The organism is Bradyrhizobium manausense, assembly GCF_018131105.1.
In the GTDB taxonomy this organism is placed as follows: domain Bacteria; phylum Pseudomonadota; class Alphaproteobacteria; order Rhizobiales; family Xanthobacteraceae; genus Bradyrhizobium; species Bradyrhizobium manausense_B.
This window is the reverse complement of sequence record NZ_JAFCJI010000001.1, coordinates 41388-66906: the sequence shown is the minus strand read 5'-3', so window position 1 is coordinate 66906 and position 25519 is coordinate 41388. Positions and strand designations below refer to the sequence as shown.

23 protein-coding genes are annotated in these 25519 nt (G+C 63.9%); 9 read left to right on the top strand and 14 right to left on the bottom strand.

What is annotated here, in order from left to right; all coding sequences use genetic code 11:
• Window positions 1-82: 82 nt before the first annotated feature.
• The 6 genes from JQ631_RS00325 to JQ631_RS00300 all read left to right on the top strand — a co-directional run bounded on the left by JQ631_RS00325 (window position 83) and on the right by JQ631_RS00300 (window position 7597).
• A complete protein-coding gene (locus JQ631_RS00325) occupies window positions 83-1429 on the top strand; it encodes an HlyD family secretion protein (RefSeq protein ID WP_212322613.1) in 1347 nt (448 codons plus the stop codon).
• The gene (locus JQ631_RS00320) at window positions 1429-3366 is read left to right on the top strand and encodes a glycosyltransferase (RefSeq protein WP_249160057.1); all 1938 of its coding nucleotides are present in this window, start codon (window positions 1429-1431) and stop codon (window positions 3364-3366) included. The genes JQ631_RS00325 and JQ631_RS00320 overlap by 1 nt, the downstream gene beginning before the upstream one ends.
• A 119-nt stretch (window positions 3367-3485) precedes the next feature.
• Window positions 3486-4280, top strand: a complete 795-nt coding sequence (locus JQ631_RS00315) for a L,D-transpeptidase (RefSeq protein ID WP_212322598.1) — start codon at window positions 3486-3488, stop codon at window positions 4278-4280.
• 121 nt (window positions 4281-4401) lie between these two features.
• Entirely contained in the window at window positions 4402-5703 is a 1302-nt protein-coding gene (locus JQ631_RS00310; RefSeq protein ID WP_212322596.1) for a lytic murein transglycosylase, read from the top strand.
• Between the two features lie 108 nt (window positions 5704-5811).
• A complete protein-coding gene (locus JQ631_RS00305; protein ID WP_212322594.1) occupies window positions 5812-6315 on the top strand; it encodes a DUF1993 domain-containing protein in 504 nt (167 codons plus the stop codon).
• A gap of 181 nt (window positions 6316-6496) precedes the next feature.
• Entirely contained in the window at window positions 6497-7597 is a 1101-nt protein-coding gene (locus JQ631_RS00300) for an alkene reductase (protein ID WP_212322592.1), read from the top strand.
• A 187-nt stretch (window positions 7598-7784) separates the two neighbouring features.
• Here the strand turns inward: JQ631_RS00300 and JQ631_RS00295 are convergent, their stop codons facing one another.
• The 7 genes from JQ631_RS00295 to glpD all read right to left on the bottom strand — a co-directional run bounded on the left by JQ631_RS00295 (window position 7785) and on the right by glpD (window position 15484).
• The gene (locus tag JQ631_RS00295) at window positions 7785-9527 is read right to left on the bottom strand and encodes an ABC transporter substrate-binding protein (protein WP_212328433.1); all 1743 of its coding nucleotides are present in this window, start codon (window positions 9525-9527) and stop codon (window positions 7785-7787) included.
• A gap of 130 nt (window positions 9528-9657) precedes the next feature.
• Window positions 9658-9987: a DUF2160 domain-containing protein gene (locus JQ631_RS00290; protein ID WP_212322591.1), complete on the bottom strand. Its 330-nt coding sequence runs from the start codon at window positions 9985-9987 to the stop codon at window positions 9658-9660.
• Between the two features lie 67 nt (window positions 9988-10054).
• Window positions 10055-10861 carry a carbohydrate ABC transporter permease gene (locus JQ631_RS00285; RefSeq protein ID WP_212322588.1) on the bottom strand — a complete coding sequence of 269 codons (807 nt, stop codon included), beginning with the start codon at window positions 10859-10861 and terminating at the stop codon, window positions 10055-10057.
• Window positions 10861-11763: a carbohydrate ABC transporter permease gene (locus JQ631_RS00280; protein WP_212322586.1), complete on the bottom strand. Its 903-nt coding sequence runs from the start codon at window positions 11761-11763 to the stop codon at window positions 10861-10863. The genes JQ631_RS00285 and JQ631_RS00280 overlap by 1 nt, the downstream gene beginning before the upstream one ends.
• The gene (locus JQ631_RS00275; protein WP_212322583.1) at window positions 11763-12848 is read right to left on the bottom strand and encodes an ABC transporter ATP-binding protein; all 1086 of its coding nucleotides are present in this window, start codon (window positions 12846-12848) and stop codon (window positions 11763-11765) included. Before JQ631_RS00275 ends, JQ631_RS00280 begins: the two co-directional genes overlap by 1 nt.
• 12 nt (window positions 12849-12860) lie before the next feature.
• Window positions 12861-13937: an ABC transporter ATP-binding protein gene (locus JQ631_RS00270; protein ID WP_212322580.1), complete on the bottom strand. Its 1077-nt coding sequence runs from the start codon at window positions 13935-13937 to the stop codon at window positions 12861-12863.
• The gene (gene glpD / locus JQ631_RS00265; protein WP_212322578.1) at window positions 13934-15484 is read right to left on the bottom strand and encodes a glycerol-3-phosphate dehydrogenase; all 1551 of its coding nucleotides are present in this window, start codon (window positions 15482-15484) and stop codon (window positions 13934-13936) included. Before glpD ends, JQ631_RS00270 begins: the two co-directional genes overlap by 4 nt.
• A 230-nt stretch (window positions 15485-15714) precedes the next feature.
• Here glpD and JQ631_RS00260 point away from each other — a divergent pair, with 230 nt between their 5' ends.
• Together JQ631_RS00260 and JQ631_RS00255 are read left to right on the top strand one after the other, a co-directional pair.
• Window positions 15715-16008 carry a type II toxin-antitoxin system Phd/YefM family antitoxin gene (locus JQ631_RS00260; RefSeq protein WP_212322569.1) on the top strand — a complete coding sequence of 98 codons (294 nt, stop codon included), beginning with the start codon at window positions 15715-15717 and terminating at the stop codon, window positions 16006-16008.
• Entirely contained in the window at window positions 16005-16430 is a 426-nt protein-coding gene (locus JQ631_RS00255; RefSeq protein ID WP_212322566.1) for a type II toxin-antitoxin system VapC family toxin, read from the top strand. The genes JQ631_RS00260 and JQ631_RS00255 overlap by 4 nt, the downstream gene beginning before the upstream one ends.
• A gap of 4 nt (window positions 16431-16434) precedes the next feature.
• Here the strand turns inward: JQ631_RS00255 and JQ631_RS00250 are convergent, their stop codons facing one another.
• Window positions 16435-17283: a DeoR/GlpR family DNA-binding transcription regulator gene (locus JQ631_RS00250; RefSeq protein WP_212297491.1), complete on the bottom strand. Its 849-nt coding sequence runs from the start codon at window positions 17281-17283 to the stop codon at window positions 16435-16437.
• Between the two features lie 90 nt (window positions 17284-17373).
• Complete coding sequence (locus JQ631_RS00245) at window positions 17374-18048, bottom strand: HAD family hydrolase (RefSeq protein ID WP_212322563.1); 675 nt, start codon at window positions 18046-18048, stop codon at window positions 17374-17376.
• A gap of 144 nt (window positions 18049-18192) precedes the next feature.
• Between JQ631_RS00245 and JQ631_RS00240 the strand changes: the two genes are divergently transcribed.
• Entirely contained in the window at window positions 18193-18588 is a 396-nt protein-coding gene (locus JQ631_RS00240) for a nuclear transport factor 2 family protein (protein ID WP_212322560.1), read from the top strand.
• Between the two features lie 156 nt (window positions 18589-18744).
• On the opposite strand, the gene JQ631_RS00235 is transcribed toward JQ631_RS00240, so the two are convergent.
• The 5 genes from JQ631_RS00235 to JQ631_RS00215 form a co-directional block, all read right to left on the bottom strand.
• Complete coding sequence (locus tag JQ631_RS00235; protein ID WP_212322558.1) at window positions 18745-18936, bottom strand: hypothetical protein; 192 nt, start codon at window positions 18934-18936, stop codon at window positions 18745-18747.
• 221 nt (window positions 18937-19157) lie between these two features.
• Window positions 19158-19568: an acyl-CoA thioesterase gene (locus JQ631_RS00230; RefSeq protein ID WP_212322555.1), complete on the bottom strand. Its 411-nt coding sequence runs from the start codon at window positions 19566-19568 to the stop codon at window positions 19158-19160.
• 7 nt (window positions 19569-19575) lie between these two features.
• The gene (locus JQ631_RS00225; protein WP_212322552.1) at window positions 19576-21672 is read right to left on the bottom strand and encodes a 3-hydroxyacyl-CoA dehydrogenase NAD-binding domain-containing protein; all 2097 of its coding nucleotides are present in this window, start codon (window positions 21670-21672) and stop codon (window positions 19576-19578) included.
• A gap of 2 nt (window positions 21673-21674) precedes the next feature.
• A complete protein-coding gene (locus JQ631_RS00220; RefSeq protein ID WP_212322549.1) occupies window positions 21675-22958 on the bottom strand; it encodes an acetyl-CoA C-acetyltransferase in 1284 nt (427 codons plus the stop codon).
• Window positions 22958-25225 (bottom strand): acyl-CoA dehydrogenase, encoded by a 2268-nt coding sequence (locus JQ631_RS00215; protein WP_212322546.1) that lies wholly within the window; start codon window positions 25223-25225, stop codon window positions 22958-22960. The genes JQ631_RS00220 and JQ631_RS00215 overlap by 1 nt, the downstream gene beginning before the upstream one ends.
• Window positions 25226-25519 lie beyond the last annotated feature (294 nt).

The window sequence follows — 25519 nt, the reverse complement described above, 5'->3', positions numbered from 1 at the left end:
TTCGGCTTAATCCACGGTCCCCGGGTACGCTGCGCGACCCTTGCGCATTGACCGGTTCCGTTGGCCTCACAAGGTGACCGTCATGGCAGACCGCGCGCGCGCCGCTTCCGTCGACCCAGGATCCGCTTCCTCCGCGCAAGACACCAAGAGTGACGCGAAAGGCTTGCAGGACACGCTGCACGAGCAGCTGTTCGCCCATGACGAGTCCAGTCATGAACACGAAGCGCAGGCAGCGCCGGAGCCTGCCCGGCTCTGGCCGCGCCTGCGTCGCGGCGCCAAGATTGCGATCGGGCTTGCCATCATCGCCGTTTTCGGCTGGCTGCCGCTGCGCGCAGTCTGGGAGAATTCGAGCGTCGAGGCGGTGCTCAATTCCCGCCTCGTCACGCTCCGCACGCCGATCGGCGGACGCGTGTCGGCTGCCCGACACATCACCGACCAGGCCAAGCTGGAAGCCGGAACCGTGGTCCTGCGTGTCGTCAACTCCCGCGGCGATCGCACCCGGCTCGACGATCTCCGGCGGCAGAAATCGCGGCTGGAGAACGAGCGGCCGAGCCTTGCCGCAAAACTCACCTCGGCCCAGGCTGCGCAGAAGGATCTGGCGCGGCAGGCCTCGCAATTCCGCGACGGGCGCGTGCTCCAGCTCGAAGCCCGCATCGCCGAGATCCAGACCTCGATCGAGGCCGCGGCCGCACGGCGCGACGAAGCCAGCGCCGCGGTCGAGCGCGCATCCTCGCTGGCGAAGTCAGGGAACGTCTCGACCGTCGAACTGGCGCGGCTGACACGCGAACTTTCTGTGTCGCAGCAGACCGAGCTCGGCGCGCGCAAGCGTCTGGACGCGGCCAAGGTCGAGCTGGCCGCGGCCCAGAACGGCTCGTTCCTCGGCGACAGCTACAACGATCGTCCGAGTTCGGTGCAGCGCGAGGAGGAGATGCGTCAGCGCGCCGGCGATCTCAAGGCCGATCTCGCGCGCACCGACACGGAGATCGCCTGGCTCGCCAACGAGATCATCGTCGAAGAGGTGCGCTTCGCCGATCTCTCCGAGGCCAACATCACCACGCCTGTCGCAGGTCGCGTCTGGGAGATGATGACCTCGCCCGGCGAAGACGTGCAGGCCGGCCAGCCTCTGCTCAAGGTGCTCGATTGCAGCGGCGCCGTCATCACTGCCAACGTCACCGAGAGCGTCTACAATCGCCTGCAGCTCGGCGACCGCGCCAGCTTCGAGCCGAACGACGGCGGTGCGGCGATTTCCGGCACCGTGGTCAACCTGACCGGCGCGGCCGGCGCGCCGGCCAATCTCGCCATCAATCCGGATGCGCTGAGCAAGGAGCCCTATCGCGTGACTGTGGCCTCGCGCGACCCCGCCGCCCGCGATTGCACGGTGGGTCGCACCGGCCGCGTGGTCTTTACCAGGCAAGAGTCCGCGTCGTGATGATGGCGCTCACGCCCGGCCTGATCACGCTCGGCGCATTCATGGCGATCGTGCCGCTGCTCCGGCGTGACAGTACGATGGCGCGTTCATTCCTGGCCTTCGTGTCGGTGGTCTTCCTGCTTCGCTACCTCCACTGGCGCGTGACGTCGACGCTGCCGACGCCGCACCTGACCGCGGATGCCGTGATCGGCTATCCTTTCATGCTGCTGGAGGCCGCTTCACTCGTTGCTGTCACTCTATCGCTTCTGTTCCTCAGCCGAACAATCGACCGCACCGGCATAGCCAGGATCGACGGCCGCGCCACCGATCCGCACGCGCCGATGATCGACGTCTTCATCTGCACCTACAACGAGGAGCGGTCGATCCTCGAGCGCACCATCATCGGCGCGACCGGGATGGAGTACGGCAATTACCGCGTCTGGTTGCTCGATGACGGTCGCCGCCCGTGGCTGCGGCGGCTCGCGGGCGAGCTCGGTTGCCATTATCTGACGCGGTCCGACAACCATCATGCCAAGGCCGGCAACATCAATCATGCGCTCAGGCATGTCGGCGAGCTGCCGGAGCCGCCGGTGTTCATCGCCATCCTCGACGCCGATTTCGTGCCTCGGCCCGACTTCCTCGCACGTACCATCTCGCTGATGGACGATACGTCGGTTGGCGTGGTGCAGACGCCGCAGCATTTCATCAATCCCGACCCGATCCAGACCAACCTCGCCGCGACCGATGTCTGGCCCGACGAGCAGCGCTTCTTCTTTGACATCCTGATGCCGGCCAAGGATGCCTGGGGCGTCGCTTTTTGCTGCGGCACATCCTCTCTCATTCGTCGTGAAGGGCTGATGCAGATCGGCGGCTTCCCGACCGACTCCGTCACCGAAGACTATCTCGTCACGCTGCGCCTGAAGGAATACGGCCTCAGCACGATCTATCTCAATGAACGCTTGACGATCGGGCTCGCGCCGGAGGGGCTGAAGGAATACATTACCCAGCGCGCCCGCTGGTGCCTTGGCTTCATGCAGATCATACGCGGCCGCAGCGGACCGTTGTCGCAAACGTCAAAACTCTCCTTCATCGACCGGCTTTCGCTGGTCGACGCGTTCATGAGCTGGTCCGCCGTCTACACGTCGAAAGTCGCGGGCCTCGTCGTGCCCTGGCTCTTCCTGCTGTTTGGCATCAAGGCGGTGCAGGCGGATCTCACCGAGCTATTGCACTTCTTCCTGCCGTTCTATGTATGGCACGGGCTGACCATGGCCTGGCTGTCGCGCGGCCGCTCGCTCGCGATGATGACGGACGTCTCGCAACTGATCGCCGCTCCCGCCGTGCTCAAGGCCGTAGCAGCGGGCCTGCTGCAGCCGAAGGGACACAAATTCAAAGTCACGGCGAAAGGCGGCGACCGCGACAAGCGATTTGTCGAATGGCCGCTGCTGCGGCTCTATGGCAGCGCGCTCGCCATCACGCTCGCAGCCATTGCCTATGCTTTCATTCTGCATCTGCGGGGCGAGAACATCGCCTATGGCGGACTGGCACTGGCCTGGAGCCTCTACAACGCATTTATCCTCGCCGTGGTCTGCTTCGTCTGCATCGAGCAGCCGCGCAAACGAAAGGCCGAGCGCTTCGATCGCAACGAAGCTGTCCTGCTGCGCCAGGACGGCAAGTCGCATCTGGCGCGGCTTGCCGACATCTCCATCACCGGCGCGCGGCTGATCGATCCCGATCCGCCGCTCCCCGGCAGCACGATCGAATGCCGCATCTACGGCCGATCGATCGCGGCCGTCGTGGTGCGACGGACCGCCGATGGCTTCGCGGTGCGTTTCGAGGAAGGCATGGACACGCGCGTGCATGCCATCAGGGCGTTCTATGCCGGCGAATATGTGCGGGCCTATCGGGGTATCCGAGCACTTCCGGTCGGAAAAGCGCTGCTAATGCGGCTGTTTGGCTAGGGTGTGCACGTGCACGTGGCGGTTCTGGGTGCTTGGGGTTCCATTCCGAGCGAAATCGCTTCGAAGTTTGTTAAATTTTGCTGGGTAACTCTTCCAGGCATAGCGACCTGGGGAGCGATATGGGTAAGCGGGCCAAACGTGGAAAGGCAGAGACGCTTGCACTGCCAATGGCCGGGAGAGTTGCGATCGGCGCCTTGGCCCTCGCGGCAGTGGGGTACGGTTTGCTGTCTCAGCCGGCGAGCGTGCAATCGACGCGGAAGCCGTCCGTGCACGAGGCCCAGGCATCGTCGTCTCCGGTTTACGTGGCAACATCAGCCCATGCATCAGTGCCAGTTCCGACTGCAGCTCCGAATCCGGCCCCGGCGCCCCTGGTCGAACCACCGAAAGCCGCTGACGGTCCCGGAGCATTTGTTCGGCAGGTGGTTGACTACGCCAGCCACCAGGCGCCAGGCACCGTGATCATCGATACCAGGAACACATTCCTCTATTTCGTTCTGAACGACGCGCAAGCGATGCGCTACGGCATCGGCGTTGGCCGCGAAGGTTTCGCATGGTCCGGCGAACAGACTGTGGCTCGCAAAGCAGAATGGCCGGATTGGCGTCCGCCTACGGAGATGCTTGTGCGTCAGCCTTATCTGCCGCGGTTCATGGCAGGCGGTCCCGGCAACCCGCTCGGCGCCCGGGCGATGTATCTGGGCGAAACCGAATTTAGAATTCACGGCACCAACAAGCCCGATACGATCGGGAAGCGGGTTTCGTCGGGCTGTATCCGGCTGACCAATGAGGACGTTACGGACCTTTATGAGCGGGTGAAAGTCGGAGCGAAAGTGATCGTGCTTCCGGCCTCGGCCGGCTCCTCGGCAGCCAACGCGCAGATGACGTCATCTGGACCGAAGGTCGCCGAGGCCCAGTAACTCAATCTTCCGTCCTCCGTCTTCAACTGAAGAACCGGCGTGCCCTGAGGGGATGGCCTGAGGCCGTCACTTCCCCTAGACTTCGGGCGAACCCACGCCTCCCCTCCCCGCTGGAATCCCTATGCTCCTGACCCGATTCGCGATCGCGGCCGTTACCCTCGCAGCGTGCTCCTTTCCCGCCTCAGCCCAGTTTGCGCAACCGCCCGCAAGGCCCACTGCGCCCAAGGCCACTGCGCCTTCGCCGCGCGCGGCGTCGTGCCACAACGGGGCGAACTTCGATCGCTTTCTTGCCGACGTGAAGCAGCAGGCGGTGGCCGCGGGCGTCTCGCAGCGAACGATATCGGAGGCTTCGCCCTACCTCGTCTACGACCAGGGCATCGTCAACCGCGACCGTGGCCAGCGCGTGTTCGGCCAGCTCTTCACCGAATTTGCCGGTCGCATGGCCGCGCCCTATCGCATGCAGAACGGCCAGCAGCACATCAAAAAGCACGCGGCGGCGTTCGCGCGCGCCGAGAAGGAGTATGGCGTGCCGCCGGCGGTGATCGCCGCGTTCTGGGGACTGGAGAGTGATTTCGGCGTCAACATGGGCAATCTGCCGACGCTGAAATCGCTGGTGTCGCTGGCCTATGACTGCCGCCGCTCGGAAATGTTCGTGAACGAGACCATTGCCGCGCTGAAGATCATCGATCGCGGCGATCTCACGCCCGACGAGATGATCGGCTCCTGGGCGGGTGAGCTCGGCCAGACGCAATTCCTGCCGACGCATTACGTCAATTACGCCGTCGATTATGACGGCGACGGGCGGCGCGATCTTCTGCGCAGCGAGGACGATGTGATCGGCTCGACCGCGAACTACATTGCCAAAGGCTTGAAATGGCGGCGCGGCGAGCCGTGGCTGGAGGAGATCAAGGTGCCGCAGAACCTGCCTTGGGATCAGACCGATCTCAGCGTGCAGCTGCCGCGCGCGAAATGGGCGCAGTTCGGTGTCACCTATCCCGACGGTCGTCCGCTGCCGAATGACAACCTCGCGGCGTCGGTGCTGCTGCCTATGGGACGCTTTGGGCCGGCCTTCATGGCCTACCAGAATTTCGCGGCTTATACCGAGTGGAATAACTCGCTGATCTATTCGACGACCGCGGGCTATCTCGCCTCCCGCATCGCGGGCGCAGCGCCGATGCGCAAGCCGGCCCAGCCAGTTGCGCAGTTGCCGTTCAACGAGCTCAAGCATTTGCAGCAGCTTCTGGTCCAGGCCGGTTTCAACGTCGGCAAGGTCGACGGCGTGCTGGGCCAGCAGAGCCGCGCCGCCGTGAAGGCGATGCAGATCAAATACGGCCTGCCGGCCGATTCCTGGCCAACTGCCGAGCTGCTGGCGCGCATGCGCGGCGGCACGGCCCAGGCGCAGCCCCAGGCGACGGTGCGGTAGAATTTTCGCACCGCACAAGCGGCTTTGGCGATTGTATTATTCCATGAGGTTCCCATGTGAGTGGCTCAGGTTTTCTCCTGGAACTCCCACCATTGAAGCGAGCATCACATGTCCTTCTACGACGCCGTCGTCCCCGCTTATCTGCAAATGCTGAACAGCCTGACCGGCCTGCTCACCAAGGCTGAGGCACATTGCGCGGCCAAAAAAATCGATCCGGGCGTGCTGCTCGGCTCCCGCCTCTTCCCGGACATGCTGCCGCTGTCGAAGCAGATCCAGCTCGTCAGCGACTTTTCGGCCAAGGGCTGTGCACGGCTCACGCACACCGACGTGCCGTCCATGCCCGACACCGAAACCAGCTTCGCGGAACTGAAGCAGCGGCTCGCGAAGACGATCGACTTCGTGAAAGCGTTCAAGCCGGAGCAGTTCGAGGGCGCCGACGCCAAGGATGTCACCTTCCCCGCTGGTCCCGATCGGACCGTGACGTTGAAGGGCCAGCAATTCTTCAGCGCGGTGTCGCTGCCGAACTTCTATTTCCATGCCGCCACCGCGCACGGCATTCTGCGCCACAACGGCATTGAGATCGGCAAGCGCGATTTCCTTGGCGTGAGCTGATTTGCATGTTCGCACGGCCACGGCAGCGAGAATCCGCTGCCGTGACCAGAATTGCGCATGAATCATGCTGCGCGGACCCCGCCGCGCAGCTCGCCTGCACTTTCCGTATGGCTCATCCCTTGCGCCTGAGGTCGCGATGCACAAGTGTCCCTGACCTTTCACCGCCTGGAAACACCCCCCAATGAGCCGTCCGACCAAATTGTTTGAGACCTACAAGCTCGGCCCGACCACGCTGGCCAATCGCTTCGTGATGGCCCCGCTGACGCGCAACCGCGCCGTTCCGGGCACGTTCGTACCCGGCGCGCTCGCCGCGAATTACTATGGCCAGCGCGCTTCCGCAGGCCTCCTGATCACCGAAGCAAGCCAGATCTCGCAGCAGGGCCAGGGCTACCAGGACACTCCCGGCATCTACTCCAAGGACCAGGTCGCGGGCTGGCGCAAGGTCACAGACAAGGTGCATGAGCGCGGCGGCAAGATCTTCATCCAGATCTGGCATGTCGGCCGCATCTCGCATGTCGACCTCCAGGCGGGCGGCGCAGCCCCGGTGGCCCCGAGCGCGATCCGCGCGAAGGGCAAGACCTTTGTGAACGGCGGCTTCGCCGACGTCTCCGAGCCGCGCGCGCTCGAGCTCTCCGAAATTCCCGGGATCATCGACGATTTCAAGCGCGCCACCAGGAATGCGCTGGGGGCCGGCTTCGACGGCGTCGAGATCCACGGCGCCAACGGCTATCTGCTCGACCAGTTCGCAAGGGATGGCGCCAACAAGCGCGTGGATGCCTATGGCGGCTCCATCGAGAACCGCGCCAGGCTGATGCTGGAGGTCTCCAAGGCCGTCGCCGCCGAGGCCGGCGCGGACCGCACCGGAATCCGCATCTCGCCGGTAACACCTGCCAACGATCTCTCCGACTCCAATCCGCAGGCCCTGTTCGATCACATCGTCGACGGCCTCAGCGCGCTGAAGCTGGTCTATCTCCATGTGGTCGAAGGCGCCACCGGCGGCCCGCGCGATATCGCGCCGTTCGACTATGCGAGCCTGCGCAAGCGTTTCTCGGGCGCCTACATGGCCAACAATGGTTACGACTTCGATCTCGCGACCAAGGTGCTCGACGCGAACGCGGCCGACCTGATCGCCTTTGGCAAGCCGTTCATCTCCAACCCCGACCTGGTCGAGCGGCTGAAGAAGGGCGCACCGCTGAACGATTGGGACAAGAACACGTTCTACGGCGGCAGCGCGAAGGGGTACACGGATTATCCGGCGCTGGCGGCCGAGCCGGCGGAGTAAGTCTTCCAGTTTGCTGCGTCATCCTCCGTCATTGCGAGAAGCGACGAAGCAATCCAGACTGCCGCCGCGGAAATATCCTGGATTGCTTCGCTCCGTTTGCAATGACGGCGTAGAGGCAGTACTCCGAACTCACGAGAACAAAAAAGGCCGGGATTGCTCCCGGCCTTTCGTCGTTATGAGACGTTGCTTACTGCAGCGAGGCGCGCTTGGGTGGGGTGGCCGGCCACGACTTGATCAGCGTGTCGTAGTCGATCGTTTCGCCCTTCGGCTTCTCGTTGGCGAGCTTGCGCTGCGGCGCGATGGTGCCGTCCTTCTGGGCCTTGGCGAACCAGAACTCGGCCGACTCCTTCTTGTGCAGCTTCGGACCGCAGGCGCCCTGCACGCCCGACTTCTCGATACGCTCCATGACGGAGTCCTGCGCGGCGGCAAGAGCATCCATCGCGGCCTGCGGCGTCTTCGCACCGGACGACGCATCGCCGATGTTCTGCCACCACAGCTGCGCAAGCTTCGGATAGTCAGGCACGTTGTTGCCGGTCGGGGTCCACTGCACGCGCGCGGGCGAACGGTAGAACTCGATCAGGCCGCCGAGCTTCGGCGCGCGCTCGGTGAACGACTTGTCCCAGATGTCGGATTCACGGATGAAGGTGAGACCGACATGGCTCTTCTTCAGCGACACCGTCTTGGAGACGATGAACTGGAGATAGAGCCAGGCTGCCTTGCGGCGATCCGCCGGGGTCGACTTCAGAAGCGTGAGCGAACCCGCGTCCTGGTAGCCGAGCTTCATGCCTTCCTTCCAGTACGAACCGTGCGGCGACGGAGCCATACGCCACTTCGGCGTACCGTCCGCGTTCATCACGGCGATGCCCGGCTTCACCATGTCGGCGGTGAAGGCGGTGTACCAGAACATCTGCTGGGCGATGTTGCCCTGTGCCGGGACCGGACCGGACTCAGAGAACGTCATGCCCTGCGCCTGCGGCGGAGCGTACTTCTTCATCCACTCGAGGTACTTGGTGATCGAGTAGACCGCCGCGGGACCGTTGGTGTCGCCACCACGCTCGATCGACGAACCGACCGGGCGGCAGCCTTCCATGCGGATGCCCCACTCATCGACCGGCAGGCCGTTCGGAATGCCCTTGTCACCGTTGCCGGCCATCGAGAGCCAGGCGTCGGTGAAACGCCATCCGAGCGACGGGTCCTTCTTGCCATAGTCCATATGGCCATAGACCTTGACGCCGTTGATCTCCTTGATGTCGTTCGTGAAGAACTCGGCGATGTCTTCATACGCCGACCAGTTCACGGGCACGCCGAGATCGTAGCCATACTTGGCCTTGAACTTGGCCTTGTATTCCGGATTGGTGAACCAGTCGTACCGGAACCAGTAAAGGTTCGCGAACTGCTGGTCGGGCAGCTGGTAGAGCTTGCCATCCGGCGCGGTGCCGAACGACTTGCCGATGAAGTCGTTGACGTCGAGCATGGGATCGGTGACGTCCTTGCCCTCGCCGGTCATGTAATCCGACAGCGCGATGGTCTGGCCGTAGCGGAAGTGCGTACCGATCAGGTCGGAGTCGTTGATCCAGCCGTCATAGACATTCTTGCCGGACTGCATCTGGGTCTGCAGCTTCTCGACGACGTCACCTTCCTGGATGATGTCGTGCTTGAGCTTGATGCCGGTCAGCTCGGTGAACGCCTTGGCGAGCGTCTGCGACTCATATTCGTGGGTCGCGATGGTCTCCGAGACGACGTTGATCTCCATGCCCTTGAAGGGCTCGGCCGCCTTGGCGAACCACTCCAGCTCCTTCTTCTGGTCGTCCTTCGAAAGGGTCGAAGGCTGGAATTCCGCAATCCACTTCTGGATAGCGGCATCGTCGGCGGCGCGGACCGGCGCCGAGACGGCGAACGACACTGCAACAATTGCAGCGGCGCTGGACATGGTCAGAAAGCTATTCTTGGTCAATGGACCTTTCCTTCTCCTAAACTGTCGCATGTTGTTCCTCCGTTGCAGCGACAAACTTTTATACAGGCCCGGGTTGCCCCCGGATCTGGCCGTCCCTTCGCAAGCTTCAGACCGTGCGAAAAATAAGCGCGGCCGTGACCAGCGAAATTCCACTTGCGAGCCACAGGCTCGATATCTCGATCCCTTCCTCGCCAATCGGCAGTGAAGCGATCGGATTGGTGCCGACGAGGCCGATCCACACGAGGTGGATGACGGCAGCCACGATCAGCGAAATGAACAGGCGATCGCCGCGCGTGGTCGGAATGCGCAGGATCCCGACGCGCTCGGTCTCGGGATAGGTCGCCGCGAGCCACGTCATCGTTGCGAGCGTGCAGGCGAGCGCGGCGAAGAAGATCGCCGTCGGCAGCGTCCAGGCCATCCATGCAATGGATTCCATAAGCTCTTACTCCTTTCGCATGATCCGGTCCGAAAACCGGTTTCCACTTTTCGGGATCATGCGAGCCTCAGACCCGGCCGAGCGCGAAACCGCGCGCGATGTAGTTGCGGACGAACCAGATCACCAGCGCGCCCGGAATGATGGTGAGCACACCCGCGGCCGCCAGCAGGCCCCAATCCATGCCGGCCGCCGACACCGTGCGCGTCATGATCGCCGCGATCGGCTTGGTCTGCACCGAGGTCAGGGTCCGCGCCAGCAGCAGCTCGACCCAGGAGAACATGAAGCAGAAGAAGGCGGCGACGCCGATGCCGCTCGCGATCAGCGGCACCAGGATTCGGACGAAGAAGCGCGGGAACGAATAACCGTCGAGGAAGGCGGTCTCGTCGATCTCGCGCGGCACGCCGGAGACGAAGCCTTCGAGAATCCACACCGCCAGCGGCACGTTGAAGATGCAATGCGCGAGCGCGACCGCCCACGGCGTATCGAACAGGCCGATCGCCGAATAGAGGTTGAAGAACGGCAGCGCGTAGACCGCCGCCGGCGCCATGCGGTTCGACAGCAGCCAGAAGAACAGGTGCTTGTCGCCGAGGAAACGGTAGCGCGAGAACGCGTAGGCCGCGGGCAGCGCCACCGAGATCGAGATCAAGGTATTGAGGATGACGTATTCCAGCGAGTTGATATAGCCGGAATACCAGCTCTCATCGGTGAAGATGCGCCTGTAGTGCTGAAGCGTCGGGGTATGCGGCCACAAGGTCATCGTCGAGACGATCTCGCCGTTGGTCTTGAAGCTCATGTTGACGAGCCAATAGATCGGCAACAGCAGGAAGATCAGGAACAGCCCCATGATGAAGCGGCGGCCGGGGATCGAGTGCATCACGCGGCTCCTTCCTGGGGTTTGCGTTCGTTGCCGGCATTAGTCATGACGGTGTAGAAGATCCAGCAGACGATCAGGATGATCAGATTGTAGACCAGCGAGAGGGCTGCGGCCTTGCCGAGGTCGAACTGGCCGAGCGCGATCTTGACCAGCTCGATCGACACGAAGGTGGTCGAGTTGCCGGGTCCGCCGCCGGTCACGACGAACGGCTCGGTATAGATCATGAAGCTGTCCATGAAGCGCAGCAGCACCGCGATCAGCAGCACACGGTTCATCTTCGGCAGCTGGATCGCCTTGAACACGGCCCAGCGGGATGCGCCGTCGATCTGCGCGGCCTGATAATAGGCCTCGGGGATCGACTTCAGGCCTGCATAGCAGAGCAGCGCGACGAGGCTGGTCCAGTGCCAGACGTCCATCACGATGACCGTGACCCAGGCGTCAAACTCGTTGGAGACGTAATTGTAGTCGATGCCGATGGCGTTCAGCACGTAACCGAGCAGGCCGATGTCGGGCCGGCCAAAGATCTGCCAGATCGTGCCGACAACGTTCCACGGAATCAGCAGCGGCAGCGCGAGGATCACGAGGCAGGCCGCGACCGTCCAGCCCTGGCGCGGCATGGACAGCGCGACGACGATACCGAGCGGCACCTCGATCGCGAGGATCACCATCGAGAAGAACAGATTGCGTCCTAGCGAAGCCAGGAAGCGGCCGCCGAGATCGGTCGAGGGATCGAGCAATTCCTTGAACCAGCCGACGCCGTTCCAGAAGAACTGGTTGTTGCCGAAGGTGTCCTGCATCGAATAGTTCACCACCGTCATCAGCGGCAGCACCGCCGAGAAGGCGACGACCAGGAACACCGGCAGTACCAGGAACCAGGCTTTTTGGTTGACGGTCTTGTCCATCAGGCGGCTCCTTCCACCAGAAGGCTGTCGGCATAGACGTGGATGTGCGCTGGATCGAATTTCAGCCCGGCCGTGCCGTCCGAACTGGTGAAGCCCGCCGGGGCCCGCGCTGCGAGCTTGGCATCGCCAAGACGCGCGCGGGCAAAGCGGATACGGCCGAGGTCGTCGATGCGCTCGATTTTTGCCGTGAGCAGATCGGATACGGGCGCAACCGCGTCGACGAACTCCGGACGCACGCCGATTTCGATCTTGGCGCCTGCGGGCAGGTTGTCGTAAGCGCGATTGAGCGCAATGACGTGGCCGTTGATCCGCGCCTCGCGCCCCTTCACTTCGGCCGGCAGGATGTTCATGCCGGGCGAGCCGATGAAATAACCGACGAAGGTATGGGCGGGCTTGTCGAACAGCTCGGCCGGCGTGCCGCTCTGCACCACACGGCCGTCATGCATGACGACGACGGTGTCAGCGAAAGTCAGCGCTTCGGTCTGGTCGTGGGTGACGTAGATCATCGTGAGGTCGAGCTCTCGATGCAGCGCCTTCAGCTTGGAGCGAAGCTGCCATTTCAGCTCGGGATCGATCACCGTCAGCGGCTCGTCGAACAGTACGGCAGCGACGTCGGAGCGGACGAGCCCGCGGCCAAGCGAGATCTTCTGCTTGGCGTCGGCGGTGAGCCGCGTCGCCTTGCGCTTCAGATAGGGTTCGAGGTCGAGCAGGCGGCCGATCTCGGCGACACGCTTGTCGATCTCGGCCTTCGGCACGCCGCGGTTCTTCAGCGGAAACGCCAGGTTCTGCCCCACCGTCATGGTGTCGTAGATCACCGGAAACTGGAACACCTGGGCGATGTTGCGCTTCTGGGTTGACAGTGGTGTGATGTCCTGTTCGTCGAACAGGATTTTCCCCCGCGACGGCGTGATGATGCCGGAGATGACGTTGAGCAGCGTGGTCTTGCCGCAGCCGGACGGGCCGAGCAGCGCATAGGCGCCGCCCTGCCGCCAGGTCATGGTCACCGGCTTCAGCGCAAAGCTTTCCTCCGGTGCATCGTTGCCACCGTAGGAGTGGGCGAGATCGACGAGGTCAATGCGGGCCATATCGCATCTCCCTCACGAGGCGGGCGCGGCGACCAGACGGTCGGCCGCGTCGAAGACGAAGACATCATTGGGATCGAGCACGGCGTCGATGGTCTGGCCGGGCTCGAACTCGTGCACGCCGTGCAGCACCGCAACCCAGTTCGATCCGTCGCGGGTCAAATGCACAAAACTCTCCGAACCGGTGATCTCGGTCACCGTCACCGTGGCATGGAAGGCGTGGCGATCAGTCTGGCCATTGGCGAGTGCAAGCTGATGCGCGCGGAAGCCGACGCGATAGGCGCCGTCGGCAAGTGACGAATAGAGACCGGAAGCCGGTGCGGCGATGCCTCCGGCATATTGCACCGAGCCGTTCTTCTTCTCGATACCGACGAGATTCAGCGGCGGATCGGAAAACACCTGCGCGACACGCAGGGTCTGAGGCTGGCGATAGACGCTTGGTGTCCCGCCGATCTGGAGCGCCTGCCCTTCCCACATGCAGACCGTGTTGCCGCCGAGCAGCAATGCCTCGGTCGGCTCGGTCGTGGCATAGACGAAGATCGCGCCCGATGCCTCGAAGATGCGAGGCAATTCGGTGCGCAGCTCCTCGCGCAGCTTGTAGTCGAGATTGGCCAGCGGCTCGTCGAGCAGCACGAGATCGGCGCCCTTGACCAGGGCGCGTGCGATCGCGGTGCGCTGCTGCTGACCGCCGGAGAGCTGGAGCGGCGTCCGCTTGAGGAACGGTTCGAGCCGCAGCAATCTTGCCGCTTCCGCGACGCGCGCCTCGATCTCCGCGCGCGGCTTGCCCTGCACGCGCAAGGGCGAGGCGATGTTCTCGTAGACCGTGAGCGAGGGATAATTGATGAACTGCTGATAGACCATCGCAACCGAACGCTGGCGCACGTCGGCGCCGGTGACGTCCTTGCCGCTCACCAGCACCTTGCCCGTGCTCGGCTTGTCGAGGCCGGCCAGCAGCCGCATGATCGAGGTCTTGCCGGACAGTGTCGGCCCGAGCAGCACGTTGAGCGTGCCGCTCTCCAGCGTCAGCGAGACGTCACGGATGTGCTGGACCCCGTCGACGGTCCGCGTCACGTGATCGAGTGTCACGCTCATGAGCGCCCTCCTGCTTCCAGCAGAGGACTTTGCGATACAACGTGGGTCCTTATCCAGTCGTCCAAGGCGGCAATTTCGTCGACAGATAGCCGCAGGCCAAGCTTGGAGCGGCGCCAGACGATGTCTTCGGCGGTCACCGCCCATTCGTTGGTCATCAGGTAGCGAACCTCGCGTTCGGTCAGAGTTGCGCCAAAAGCCTGTCCGAGATCGGCCGCCGATTTGGCGTCGCCGAGCAGCTTGATGGCGCGGGTGCCATAGGCACGCGCAAGGCGTCGCGCATGCTCATGGGTCAGGAAGGGATAGCCGCGCTGGAGTTCGGCGATCAGGCCATCGACGGCCGACACATCCATGTCGCCGCCGGGCAGCGGCCATTTGCCGGTCCACCCCTCGCGCGCTTTCGCACTGCGAAGATAGGGCGCGAGCCGCTCCAGCGCCTCTTCGGCGAGGCGGCGGTAAGTCGTGATCTTGCCGCCATAGATCGACAGCAGCGGCACGCCGCCCGGCGTGTCGAGCTCGAACACGTAGTCGCGGGTCGCAGCCTTGGCTTCGCTGGCGCCGTCGTCATAGAGCGGTCGCACGCCGGAATAGGTCCAGACCACGTCGTCTGATGTCACGGGCTTGGCGAGATATTCGCTGGCGGCCGTGCAGAGATACTCGATCTCCTCCGGCGTCGCCTTCACCTTGGCGGGATCGCCGTCATAGTCGCGATCGGTGGTGCCGATCAGCGTAAAATCATCCTGATAGGGGATCACGAAGATGATGCGGCCGTCGGCGTTCTGGAACATGTAGGCGCGGTCGTGGTCGTAGAGCTTCTTGACCACGATGTGCGAGCCCTGCACCAGCCGCACCTTTGCCTTGGCGTTGACGCCGGCACCGCGCCCGAGCACATCCTCGACCCAGGGGCCGCCGGCATTGACCAGCGCGCGGGCCTGGATCTGCGAGCGCGCACCGGTCAGCGTGTCGACCATGCTGACGGTCCAGATGCCGTCGGACTGCTTGATATCCGTCGCGCGCGTGCGGGTGCGGATCTCCGCACCCTTGTCGGCAGCGTCGCGCGCATTGAGCACGACCAGACGGGCGTCATCGACGAAGCAGTCGGAATATTCGAACGCGCGGCCATAGCGATTCGGGATCAGCGGTTTGCCGACCTCGTCGTGCCTGAGATCGACCGAACGCGTCGCCGGCAGCAAATGACGACCGCCAATATGATCGTAGAGGAAGAGGCCGAGGCGCAGCAGCCAGGCCGGACGCAGGCCGGCGTGGTGCGGCAAGACGAAACGCAGCGGGCGGATGATGTGGGGCGCGATGCCCCAGAGGATCTCACGCTCGATCAGCGCCTCACGGACCAGGCGGAACTCGTAATATTCGAGATAGCGCAGGCCGCCATGCACCAGCTTGGTCGACCAGGACGACGTCCCGCTCGCCAGATCGTTCATTTCGCACAGGAAAACACTGTTGCCGCGGCCGACCGCGTCACGCGCGATGCCGCAACCGTTAACACCGCCTCCAATGATGGCGAGGTCGAAAATCCGCTCCAACAGACGCATCCCCCGGCGACCGCTCGTTCATTCCAGCGGTTACTTTCGTTTTTGATTAGATCACACCAAAAAACGAAAGCAAGATGAAAGAGAGACCAAAGGAAGCGAAAGTGGAACTTTTTCTGTGTGCAGCCGGCTGTCGAAATCGACGATTCGCTCGATAATCCCCAACGATCGCCCAGCTCTTGAACAGCCGCTTATGACCATTATAGTCATATTAGTCATATGAGTTGATCGACATGACGGATCACAGCACCGCCCCCGAAACGCCGCCGACTGCCACACCGAAAGACACCTGGACGCTTGCGCACGCCAAGGCGCGCCTATCGGAGGTCGTCGACCGTGCCCAAACCCGCCCGCAGATCATTACCCGCCACGGCAGGCCCGATGCAGTGGTCGTTTCCGCCGAGGAATGGGCACGCAAAACCGCGCGCAAAGGCACTCTCGCCGAATTCCTGCTGGCCTCGCCGCTGCGCGGTGCCGAACTCGAACTTGAGCGCGCTCACGACGAACCGCGTGACGAAATGCCATGAACCTGCTGCTCGACACCAACGTGCTGTCGGAGGTCCAGCGACCGGCACCTTCTCCAAAAGTTCTGGCTTGGCTAGATACGGTCGATGAGGATCGCGCGTTCATCAGCGTTGCCTCGATCGCCGAGCTTCGCCGCGGCATCGCGCTGCTCGATGACGGCCGTCGGCGCGCGGCGCTGACCACCCGGCTCGCCCACGATTTGCCGGCGCGATTTGCAGAGCGCATCCTGCCGATCGACCACGCGGTGGCTGAGCGCTGGGGGGATCTGATGGCACAGAGCCGTCGCAGCGGCGTTGCATTGTCCGTGATGGGCGGGTTCTTCGCGGCCACTGCGTTGGCCAACACGCTCACGCTCGTCACGCGCAACGAGAAGGATTTCGCGGCTTTCGACGTTCCGCTGTTCAACCCTTGGGACGGCGCCTGACGCGCTAGCGCAGCCTCACCACGGGTGCGGCTTCGGGTGCCGCGTCCTGCGCATCGGCCTGGGTCTCGTCGATATCTCCCGCTCCCTTCGGCATCGCCGCCATTACCTCGATTCCCTTGCTGTGGCAGATGGTGGCGAGACGCTCGGGCAGTTCCTGATCGGTGACGAAGGTCTGGATCTGGCTGATATGGGCGATGCGGACCGGCGCGCTGCGGCGAAGTTTTGTCGAGTCAGCCACCAGCATGACGCTGCGGGCATTGGCGATGATGGCCTGCGCCACCTGCACCTCGCGATAGTCGAAGTCGAGCAACGCGCCCTCTTCGTCGATCGCGGACGCGCCGATGATGGCGTAATCGACCTTGAACTGGCCGATCAGCTGCGTCGCAGTCGAGCCGACCACGGCTCCGTCGGCGCGCCGCACCGTTCCGCCGGCGACCACCACCTCGATGCGGGGATGGCGGTAGAGCAGCATCGCGACATTGAGGTTGTTGGTGATGACAAGGAGGTCCTCATGCGAGGTCAGCGCGCTCGCGACCTCCTCCGTCGTGGTGCCGATGTTGATGAAGAGCGAGCAGCCGTTCGGAATCAACGAGGCTGCGGCTGCGCCAATCGCCTTCTTCTCGTCGGCGGCAACGAAGCGGCGCGCCTCGTAAGCCAGATTTTCGACGCCCGAGGCGATGATCGCGCCGCCATGGACGCGAGTGAGCGAACGGCGCTCGCAGAGATCGTTGAGATCCTTGCGGATGGTCTGCGCCGAGACTTCGAACCGGCGCGCCAGCTCCTCGACCATGACGCGGCCGGAGGCGCGGGCGATGTTGAGGATTTCAGCTTGGCGATGGGTCAATCCGGTCACGACAACGGCCTCAAATCAGAATGATGCATGGTGCGGCTTCTCGCGCGCGCGGTCAATGCGCGTGCCGATCACGGTTAATGGACGAAACTCTCACCACGCCATCGCGGCGGCGAGCCGCGCGAGCAGCTCCGGATCGTCGAAGGCCCTCGCCGAGGCAACCGCACCTGATCCAACAAGGTCAGCATCGCTGAGGCTGGTCCGAATACCGATGGTCGCAATGCCGGCGGCGGTGGCCGACTGCACGCCGGAGCGGGAATCCTCGAAGGCGATCGAGGCGGCCGCGCTGGCGCCGACAAAGCGCAAGCCCTCCTGATAAGGCAGCGGATGCGGCTTGCCGTGCGGCAGTTCGTCGCCAATCACGAGCGCCTTGAAGCGATGCGTGATGCCCAGGCCGGACAACAGCAGTTCGGCATTGAGACGCGGCGCGTTGGTGACGGCGACCATGGGAATACCCGCGCCGTCCGCGCGGTCGAGCAGTGCCATCAGGCCGGGCAGCGGTTCGATCTGGCCCGCGACCAGCGTGCGGAACACTTCTTCTTTCTCACCGAGAATTTCGGCGCGGCGGTCCAATGGCTCGTCAGGCAGAAAGCGCTCGCCGATCGACACGTTGGCAAAACCTTGCAACTCCCTGGAGAAGCGCGCGTGGTCGAAGACATGGCCGCGCGGACCGAGCACCTGGTTGAAGGCCTTGAGGTGCAGCGGATCGGTGTTCGCGAGCGTGCCGTCGATGTCGAACAGCAACGCCTTGCCCAGTCCCGGCATCATTTCGTGTTTCCTCTCGCGCCCGGCGTAACGATGCGCGAGGGGTATCAATTCGCGCCGGCTGACGCAATGCAGCCTGCTGCGGCCCGAGGCTCGACAAAATCGCATGCGGCTGCAACAGTAGGTACAAGCTCAAGAGCGGAGGATATGATGACACTTAATCGCGATCATGCTGCCAGGACGGACCATGAGGCGGTGGCAAAAAACGTCGAGGCATTTCGCCTCGCCCAGATCGCAGCCGATCCGAAGGCGCTAGGCCCGCTGTGCGCGGACGATCTGAGCTACAGCCACTCCAACGGCTTCCTGGAGGACAAGGCGGCCTTCATCGCCAACGCCACCGACGGCAAAACGGAATTCCTGTCGATTACGTACAAGGATCCGACCATCAAGGTCGTCGGTCCCGCCGCCATCGTGCGCTTCCACTGGATGGCCGAGATGATGACCGGCGGACAGAAAGTGGCAAACAGCCTTCACATCCTGATGAACTGGCAGAAGCAGGGCGACGAGTGGAAGCTGTTGTCGCGCTCCGCAACAAAGTTGTGAGACTCTTACCCTCTCCCCCTGCGGGAGAGGATCGCCGCGCAGCGGCGAGACGGGTAAGAGGGATGCTTCCGTGAAGCAAACCCGAGTCCGCGGATAGTACACCCCTCATCCGGTGCTTCGCGCCACCTTCTCCCACAAGGGGGAGAAGGAAGAAGGCTACGCCGCCTCCTTCACATCACCATTCATCAGCTTGCGCGCGGCGCGCTCGGCTTCGCGGGCGTTGCGAAAGAGCTGGCCTTCGAGGCGACTGAATTGCTGGGACGAGGCGAAGAAGCAATAGCCTCCGTGGCCGCGGACCACGATGCCCGCGGTCTGCGAGTTTACTTCGATGATGTAGCTGTCCGGCATGGCCCGTGGATTCCTCAGTGCGGGCAAATAACCGGATCCATGCCTGAAAGTTCCTCAGGCGAAGTGGTCGGTTTTCACCCCGAATCGACGGCTATTGAGTACGCCGGGACCTCATCCGTTTTGTGACTGGTTGTTGCCGAAGGCGCGACGCGATGACTTGGTCGCGCCGCGTTTCTTAACGCCGCACGACTTCGTGAGCTGAGACGCAACGCCGCGCGCGCTTACGTCGCGATCGGCGGAGCGTCTCGCTGGATCGCTTGCGGATGGCCGCTCTCATCGATCGAGACGTAGGTGAAATTGCCGTCGGTCACGAGGATCGGTTGCAACTCGCGCCGCCGCAGCGCCCAGGCTTCGAGATGGACGGTGAGCGAGGTGCGCCCGACGCGTACGAGATTGGCGTAGACCGAGACGAGATCGCCGACATAGACGGCTTTTCGAAAATTCATCGCGTCGATCGCAACCGTGACGGTGCGCGACTTCGCGACCTTCGAGGCGAAAACGCCGCCACCGACGTCCATCTGGCTGAGCAGCCAGCCACCGAAAATGTCACCATTGGCATTGGTATCGGCAGGCATCGCTAGCGTCCGGATGCAAAGATCGCCGCTCGGCTCGGTCTCGGACGTTTCGGTCATATGTCACTCACTTGAAATTTTCCCAGCCCGGATCGGGCGCGAAACGCTCACCGAATCGCCCAGCCAGGGCACGCATGGTCGATACAATATTCTCCATGCCCCGCGTGCGCGCATAGTTGAGGGGGCCACCGCGGAACGGCGCGTAGCCGGTGCCGAAGATCATGGCGCCGTCGACCGTATCAGGATCGTCGACGATGCCTTCGCGAAGAGCCGCGACGCAGACATTGGACATCGGCAGCACCAGGCGGTCGATCATCTGGTCAGTGACGCGCGGACCGGTCTCGGGCAATGGCGCCTTCTCCGCCTTGCCGTCCTTCCAGGTGTAAAATCCCTTGCCGGACTTGCGGCCGAGTTCGCCCTTGGCGACCTTTTCGCGCAGCCAGGCCGGCGTCGGCGGCAACAGATCGCCGAACCTGGCGCGCAGCATGTCGCCGACGTCGAGGCAGATGTCGAGGCCAACCTGATCGGCCAGTTCGATTGGTCCCATCGGCATGCCAAACTGTTCAGCCGCGGCGTCGATCAGGCGCTGGTCGATCTTTTCGTCCAGCATCACCATGGCTTCGAGCATGTAAGGCGTGAGTGCGCGGTTGACGAGGAAGCCGGGCGAGCTCTTCACTGGCAACGGCAGACGATCGATGACGCCGACGAAGGCGAGCGCCTCCTTCAGCACCTGCGCGTCATTGCCGTCATGGCTGATGACCTCGACCAGTTGCAGCCGCGACACCGGATTGAAGAAGTGCAGGCCGACCAGCCGTTCCGGCCGCGCCAGCGTCGTACGCAGGTCCTGAAGCGGAATGCTGGACGTGTTGGTCGCAAGGATCGCGCCCGGCTTCATCTTTGGTTCGAGCCCGGCGTAGACCTTCTGTTTGAGCTCGAGCTTTTCCGGCACCGCCTCGATGATGAGATCGGCGTTGCGGACGCCTTCTCCGTCCATGTCCGGGATCAACCGATCGAGCGCGTCACGCACCTCGGTCGGCTTGCGGATGATCTTGCCGTAGAGTTCCGCGGCGCGCTTCACTGCACCGGCGATCGGCTCAGCCTTCATGTCGGCGAGCGAGACGCGCAGCCCCTGCCCGGCTACCCAAGCCGCGATGTCGCCCCCCATCGCGCCGGCGCCGATGACATGGACGTGCTTGACCGTGTTGCCGGAGCCGGCGGCCTTCTTCATCTGCTCGCGCAGGAAGAACACGCGGATCAGATTCTGCGCGGTCGGCGTGACCATCAGCTTGGCGAAGGACGTCTGTTCCGCCTTCAGCATCGCGGCCTTGCTGCCGCCATGCGTTTCCCAGAGATCGATCAGCGCGTAAGGCGCGGGATAATGCTCGCGCGGCGCGGCCTTCGCCGCCTCCGAGCGCATGCGCTTGGCGAGCAACCCGCGCACCGGAGCGAGATTGGCTCCGCGTGTCAGAAGACCGGGCTTGGCCCGTTTCAGGCGTCCGAACAACACATCCTTCACAGCGCCCCGGACGTGGCGCTCCTGCGTCACGCTGTCGACGAGGCCAAGCGATTTGGCACGGCGCGCATCGATGGTGCGACCGGTCAGCATCATCGCCATCGACTGGGTCGGATTGACCAGCGCGGTGAAACGCGCCGTGCCGCCGAGACCCGGATGCAGGCCCAGCATCACCTCAGGGAAGCCGAAGCGCGCGCCATCGATGGCGATGCGCGACTGACAGGCGAGCGCGACCTCGAGCCCGCCGCCGAGGCAGAAGCCGTGGATCACAGCAACGGTAGGCAGCTTCAACGCCTCCAGATGATCGACCACCGCATGCGCGGCACGAATGCGGGTCTCCACCACTTCAGGATCGGTGGCGCCGCGGAATTCGTTGACGTCCGCGCCGGCGATGAATCCGGACGGCTTTGCCGAGCGGATCACGAGGCCGGCCGGACGCTCGGTCTCGATCGCGGCAAGCGCGGCATCGAACTCCTCCATCACGTCGGATGAAAGCGTGTTGGCGCTCGCGTCGGCGCGGTCGAACAGCAGCCACGCGACGCCGTCGGCATCGCGCGTCAGCTTGAAGTGCTTGTACGGACTGTCAGTCCCAGGCTTGGGTCCGAGCTCCAGAATACGGTCGGCGAGCGCGGTCATGATCTTGGAATCCATGGTCACACCGCCTCGATCAGCATGGCGCCGCCGAGCCCGCCACCAATGCATTCGGTGGCAATCCCGCGCCGCGTACCAAGTCGCTTCATCGCGTTGACGAGGTGCAGCACGATGCGGTTGCCGGAGGTGCCGACGGGATGGCCGAGCGAGATCGCGCCGCCGTCGACGTTGAGTTTTTCGCGATCGATCTCGCCCGCCGTGCCGTCGAGCCGCAGGATCTCGCGACAGAATTTGTCGTCGTTCCAGGCAGCGAGGCAGCCGAGCACCTGCGTCGCAAAAGCTTCGTTGAGCTCCCAGGTCTCGACGTCCTGCAGGGTCAGGTTGTTGCGTGTCAGGAGCGGCGTCGCCGACATCACCGGGCCGAGCCCCATGATGCTGGGATCAAGCGCGGCCCAGTTGCTGTCGACGATCGCGGCTTTCGGTGTCAGCTTGTGCTTTGCCACGGCGGCGTCGGAGGCGAGGATCACCCAGGAGGCGCCGTCGGTGATCTGCGAGGAATTGCCGGCGGTGACCTGGCCCCAGGGGCGCTCGAACACCGGCCTCAGCTTTGCCAGCGTCTCGGCCGTGGAGTCCGGGCGGACGCCGTCGTCATGGTCGAAGAATTTGCCGTCTCGGGAGAATGTGGTCTCGACCTCGCCCTTCAGAAAGCCCTCGGCCTGCGCATGCGCGAGCCGGCGATGGCTCTCGGCGGCATAAGCATCGGACTGCGCGCGCGTGATGCCGAAGAGATGGCCGACGACCTCGGCGGTCTGCCCCATGTTGAGTTCAGTGATAGGATCGGTCAGCCCACGCTCCAGCCCGATGATCGGCTTGAGATAGCGCGGGCGCAGCTTGAACGCGGCGGCCATCTTCGCGGCCACGCCCTTGGCGGTGGCAAGGCCGGCGAACCAGCGCACGCCGGAATTCGGCCAGACCAGCGGCGCGTGGCTGAGCGCCTCGGTGCCGCCGGCGAGGATCATGTCAGCATGGCCCTCCCGGATGTAGCGATAGGCGGTGTCGATTGACTGCATGCCGGAGCCGCAATTGATCTGCACCGTGAAGGCGACCATGTCCTCGCCCATGCCGAGCCGCAGCGCGGCGACGCGGGCCGGATTCATCTCGTCCGCGATCACATTGACGCAGCCGAGGATGACCTGATCGAAATCATCAGGCGAAAACGGCTGGCGCGCCAGCAGCGGCCGTCCGCACTGCACGGCGAGATCGACTGGCGTGAACGGGCCCGGCCCGGAACGGGCCTTCAGAAACGGCGTCCGGCTGCCGTCAACGATGAAAACCGGTCGTGCCATCAGCTCGCCGCCCTCTGTTCACCGAGTTCCTGGAAGAATTGATGCACGTCGTCGGATTTCTTGTAAATCGGCGACAGCGCCTCGGGCGCAAAATCGTCGACCTCGATCACCTTTGTGACGGCTTCGTGTGCGACCGCCAACTGCTCGCCTTCGGCCTGCGTGATCACGCCCTTGGCGACGGCCTCCTTCCAGTCGCGGATATGCGCGGCGCGCATGCGCTTGGCGATGGCATCCGTGGCCGTAACCAGCTTGAACGCGCGCTCGAGCCGGGCGAAGCCGCTGTCGTCATCGACATGGGCAAGATCCGGCGTGAGGCGCTCGCGTGCCGCCGACGGTTCCAGCACAAGGCTCGCACATTGATGCACGACGCGGTCGGATGGGCCGAGCACGCGGGCGCCGAAGGGCTGGACCACGAACTTGAGGATCAGCGCGACGAAACGGTTCGGCGGATTGGTGAGAATTTCGGCGAGCCTGATCTCGATGGTCTTGAACCCGCTCGCCATGCACCATTCAAGCGCGGCAAAGTCCTCCTTCTGCCGGCCCTCGTCCTGCCAGCGCTTGAGCGCGGCCGAGAGCAGATAGAGTTCGGACAGAATGTCGCCGAACCGCGCGGACAGCATCTCCTTGCGCTTCAGCGCACCGCCGAGCGTCAGCAGCGCCATGTCGGCGCAAAGCGCGAACGCCGCGGAATAGCGCGACAGCTGGCGATAGAACGGCGTGGCGTCGCCCGCATCTGGCGCAAGCGCGAAGGCGCCAAAGGTCCAGCTCCGGCCGAAGGCGCGGAACAGCGTCTGGACGCTGTGGCCGACGTGCTTCCAGAACACCTTGTCGAAGGCCGTGAGGCCGCGCTCGCGGTCAGTGTCTGCAAGGGCCGTCATCTCGTCAAGCAGATAGGGATGCGCGCGAATGGCGCCCTGCCCGAACACAATGAAGCTGCGGGTGAGGATATTGGCGCCTTCGACCGTGATACCCACAGGCACTGCACGGTGCAGATTGCCGAGATAGTTCTGCGGTCCGTCGATCACGGCCTTGCCGCCATGAATGTCCATGGCGTCGTCGATCGCGGTCCGCATCCGCTCGGTCGCGTGCAGCTTCATGATGCCGGAGATCACGGCCGGATGCACGCCGGCATTCAGCGCCGCGCAGGTCAACCGCCGCGCCGCGTCGAGCTGATAGGCGGTCGCGACGATGCGCGCGAGCGGCTCCTCGACGCCTTCGAATTTGGAGATGGAGATGCCGAACTGCTCCCGGATACGGGCATATGCGCCGGTGGTGCGCGCGGCGTATGCGGCACCAGCGGCCGAGAGCGACGGCAGCGAGATGCCGCGGCCGGCAGCCAGCGCCGTCACCAGCATCTTCCAGCCCTGGCCGAGGCGCTCCTTGCCGCCGATGACATAGTCCAGCGGAACGAAGACATCGCGGCCCCAGTTCGGACCGTTCTGGAAGACCTGCATCGACGGCAGATGGCGGTGGCCGATCTCGACGCCGGGCAGATTGGTCGGGATCAGCGCCGCGGTGATGCCCAGCTCTTCCTGATCGCCAACGAGACGATCCGGGTCGTAGGCCTTGAAGGCGACGCCCAGCAAGGTCGCGACGGGACCGAGCGTGATGTAGCGCTTGTGCCAGTTGAGCCTGAGGCCTGTGACCTCGCGGCCTTCGAAAACGCCCTTGCAGATGATGCCGGTGTCGAGCATCGAGGCGGCATCGGAGCCGGCCTCCGGGCTGGTGAGGCCAAAGCAGGGAATGTCGACGCCGTCGGCAAGCCGCGGCAGCCAGCGCTCCTGCTGCTCCCTGGTGCCAAAGCGCATCAGCAACTCGCCGGGCCCGAGCGAGTTCGGCACCATCACGGTGACGGCAGCCGCGATCGAGCGGGTCGAGATCTTTCGAACCACTTCCGAATGCGCATAGGGCGAGAAGCCGAGACCGCCAAACTCCTTCGGGATGATCATGCCGAAGAATTTTTCGCGCTTGATGAAGGTCCAGACATCCGGAGGCAGGTCGCGCCATTCCCAAAGGATCTTCCACTCGTCGAGCATGGCACAGAGCTCGTCGACGGGACCGTTGAGAAAGGCCCGCTCCTCATCCGTCAGCGTTGCCTGCGGCGTCTTCAAGAGTTTCGACCAGTCGGGATTGCCGGTGAAGAGATCGGCATCCCACCAGACGTCACCGGCCTCGATGGCCTCGCGCTCGGTGTCGGACATCGACGGCAGCACGCCGCGCGCCCAGGAGAAGATCGGCTTTGTCAGGGTGTCGCGGCGGAAGCTCATGGCGGACCTCATGCAACGGCGCTGATATCGGGTATTTTAGCGGAAACTGGCCGGGGTGAGTGAACACTTCGCGCAAAATGATGCGAATTGACGCGACCGGGCGGCCGCCCCCCGAGGGACCATAACGGCCGGGGCGTGCTGGCAGTTCCGGGAGGGGATGGGCTTGAATCTCTCCTACCGTCATTCCGCGGCGCGCGAAGCGTGAGCCCGGAATCCATCGCAGGGCAGCGCCGGTGGATGAATGGATTCCGGGCTCGCGCCTGACGGCGCGCCCCGGAATGACGGCTTGGGCGT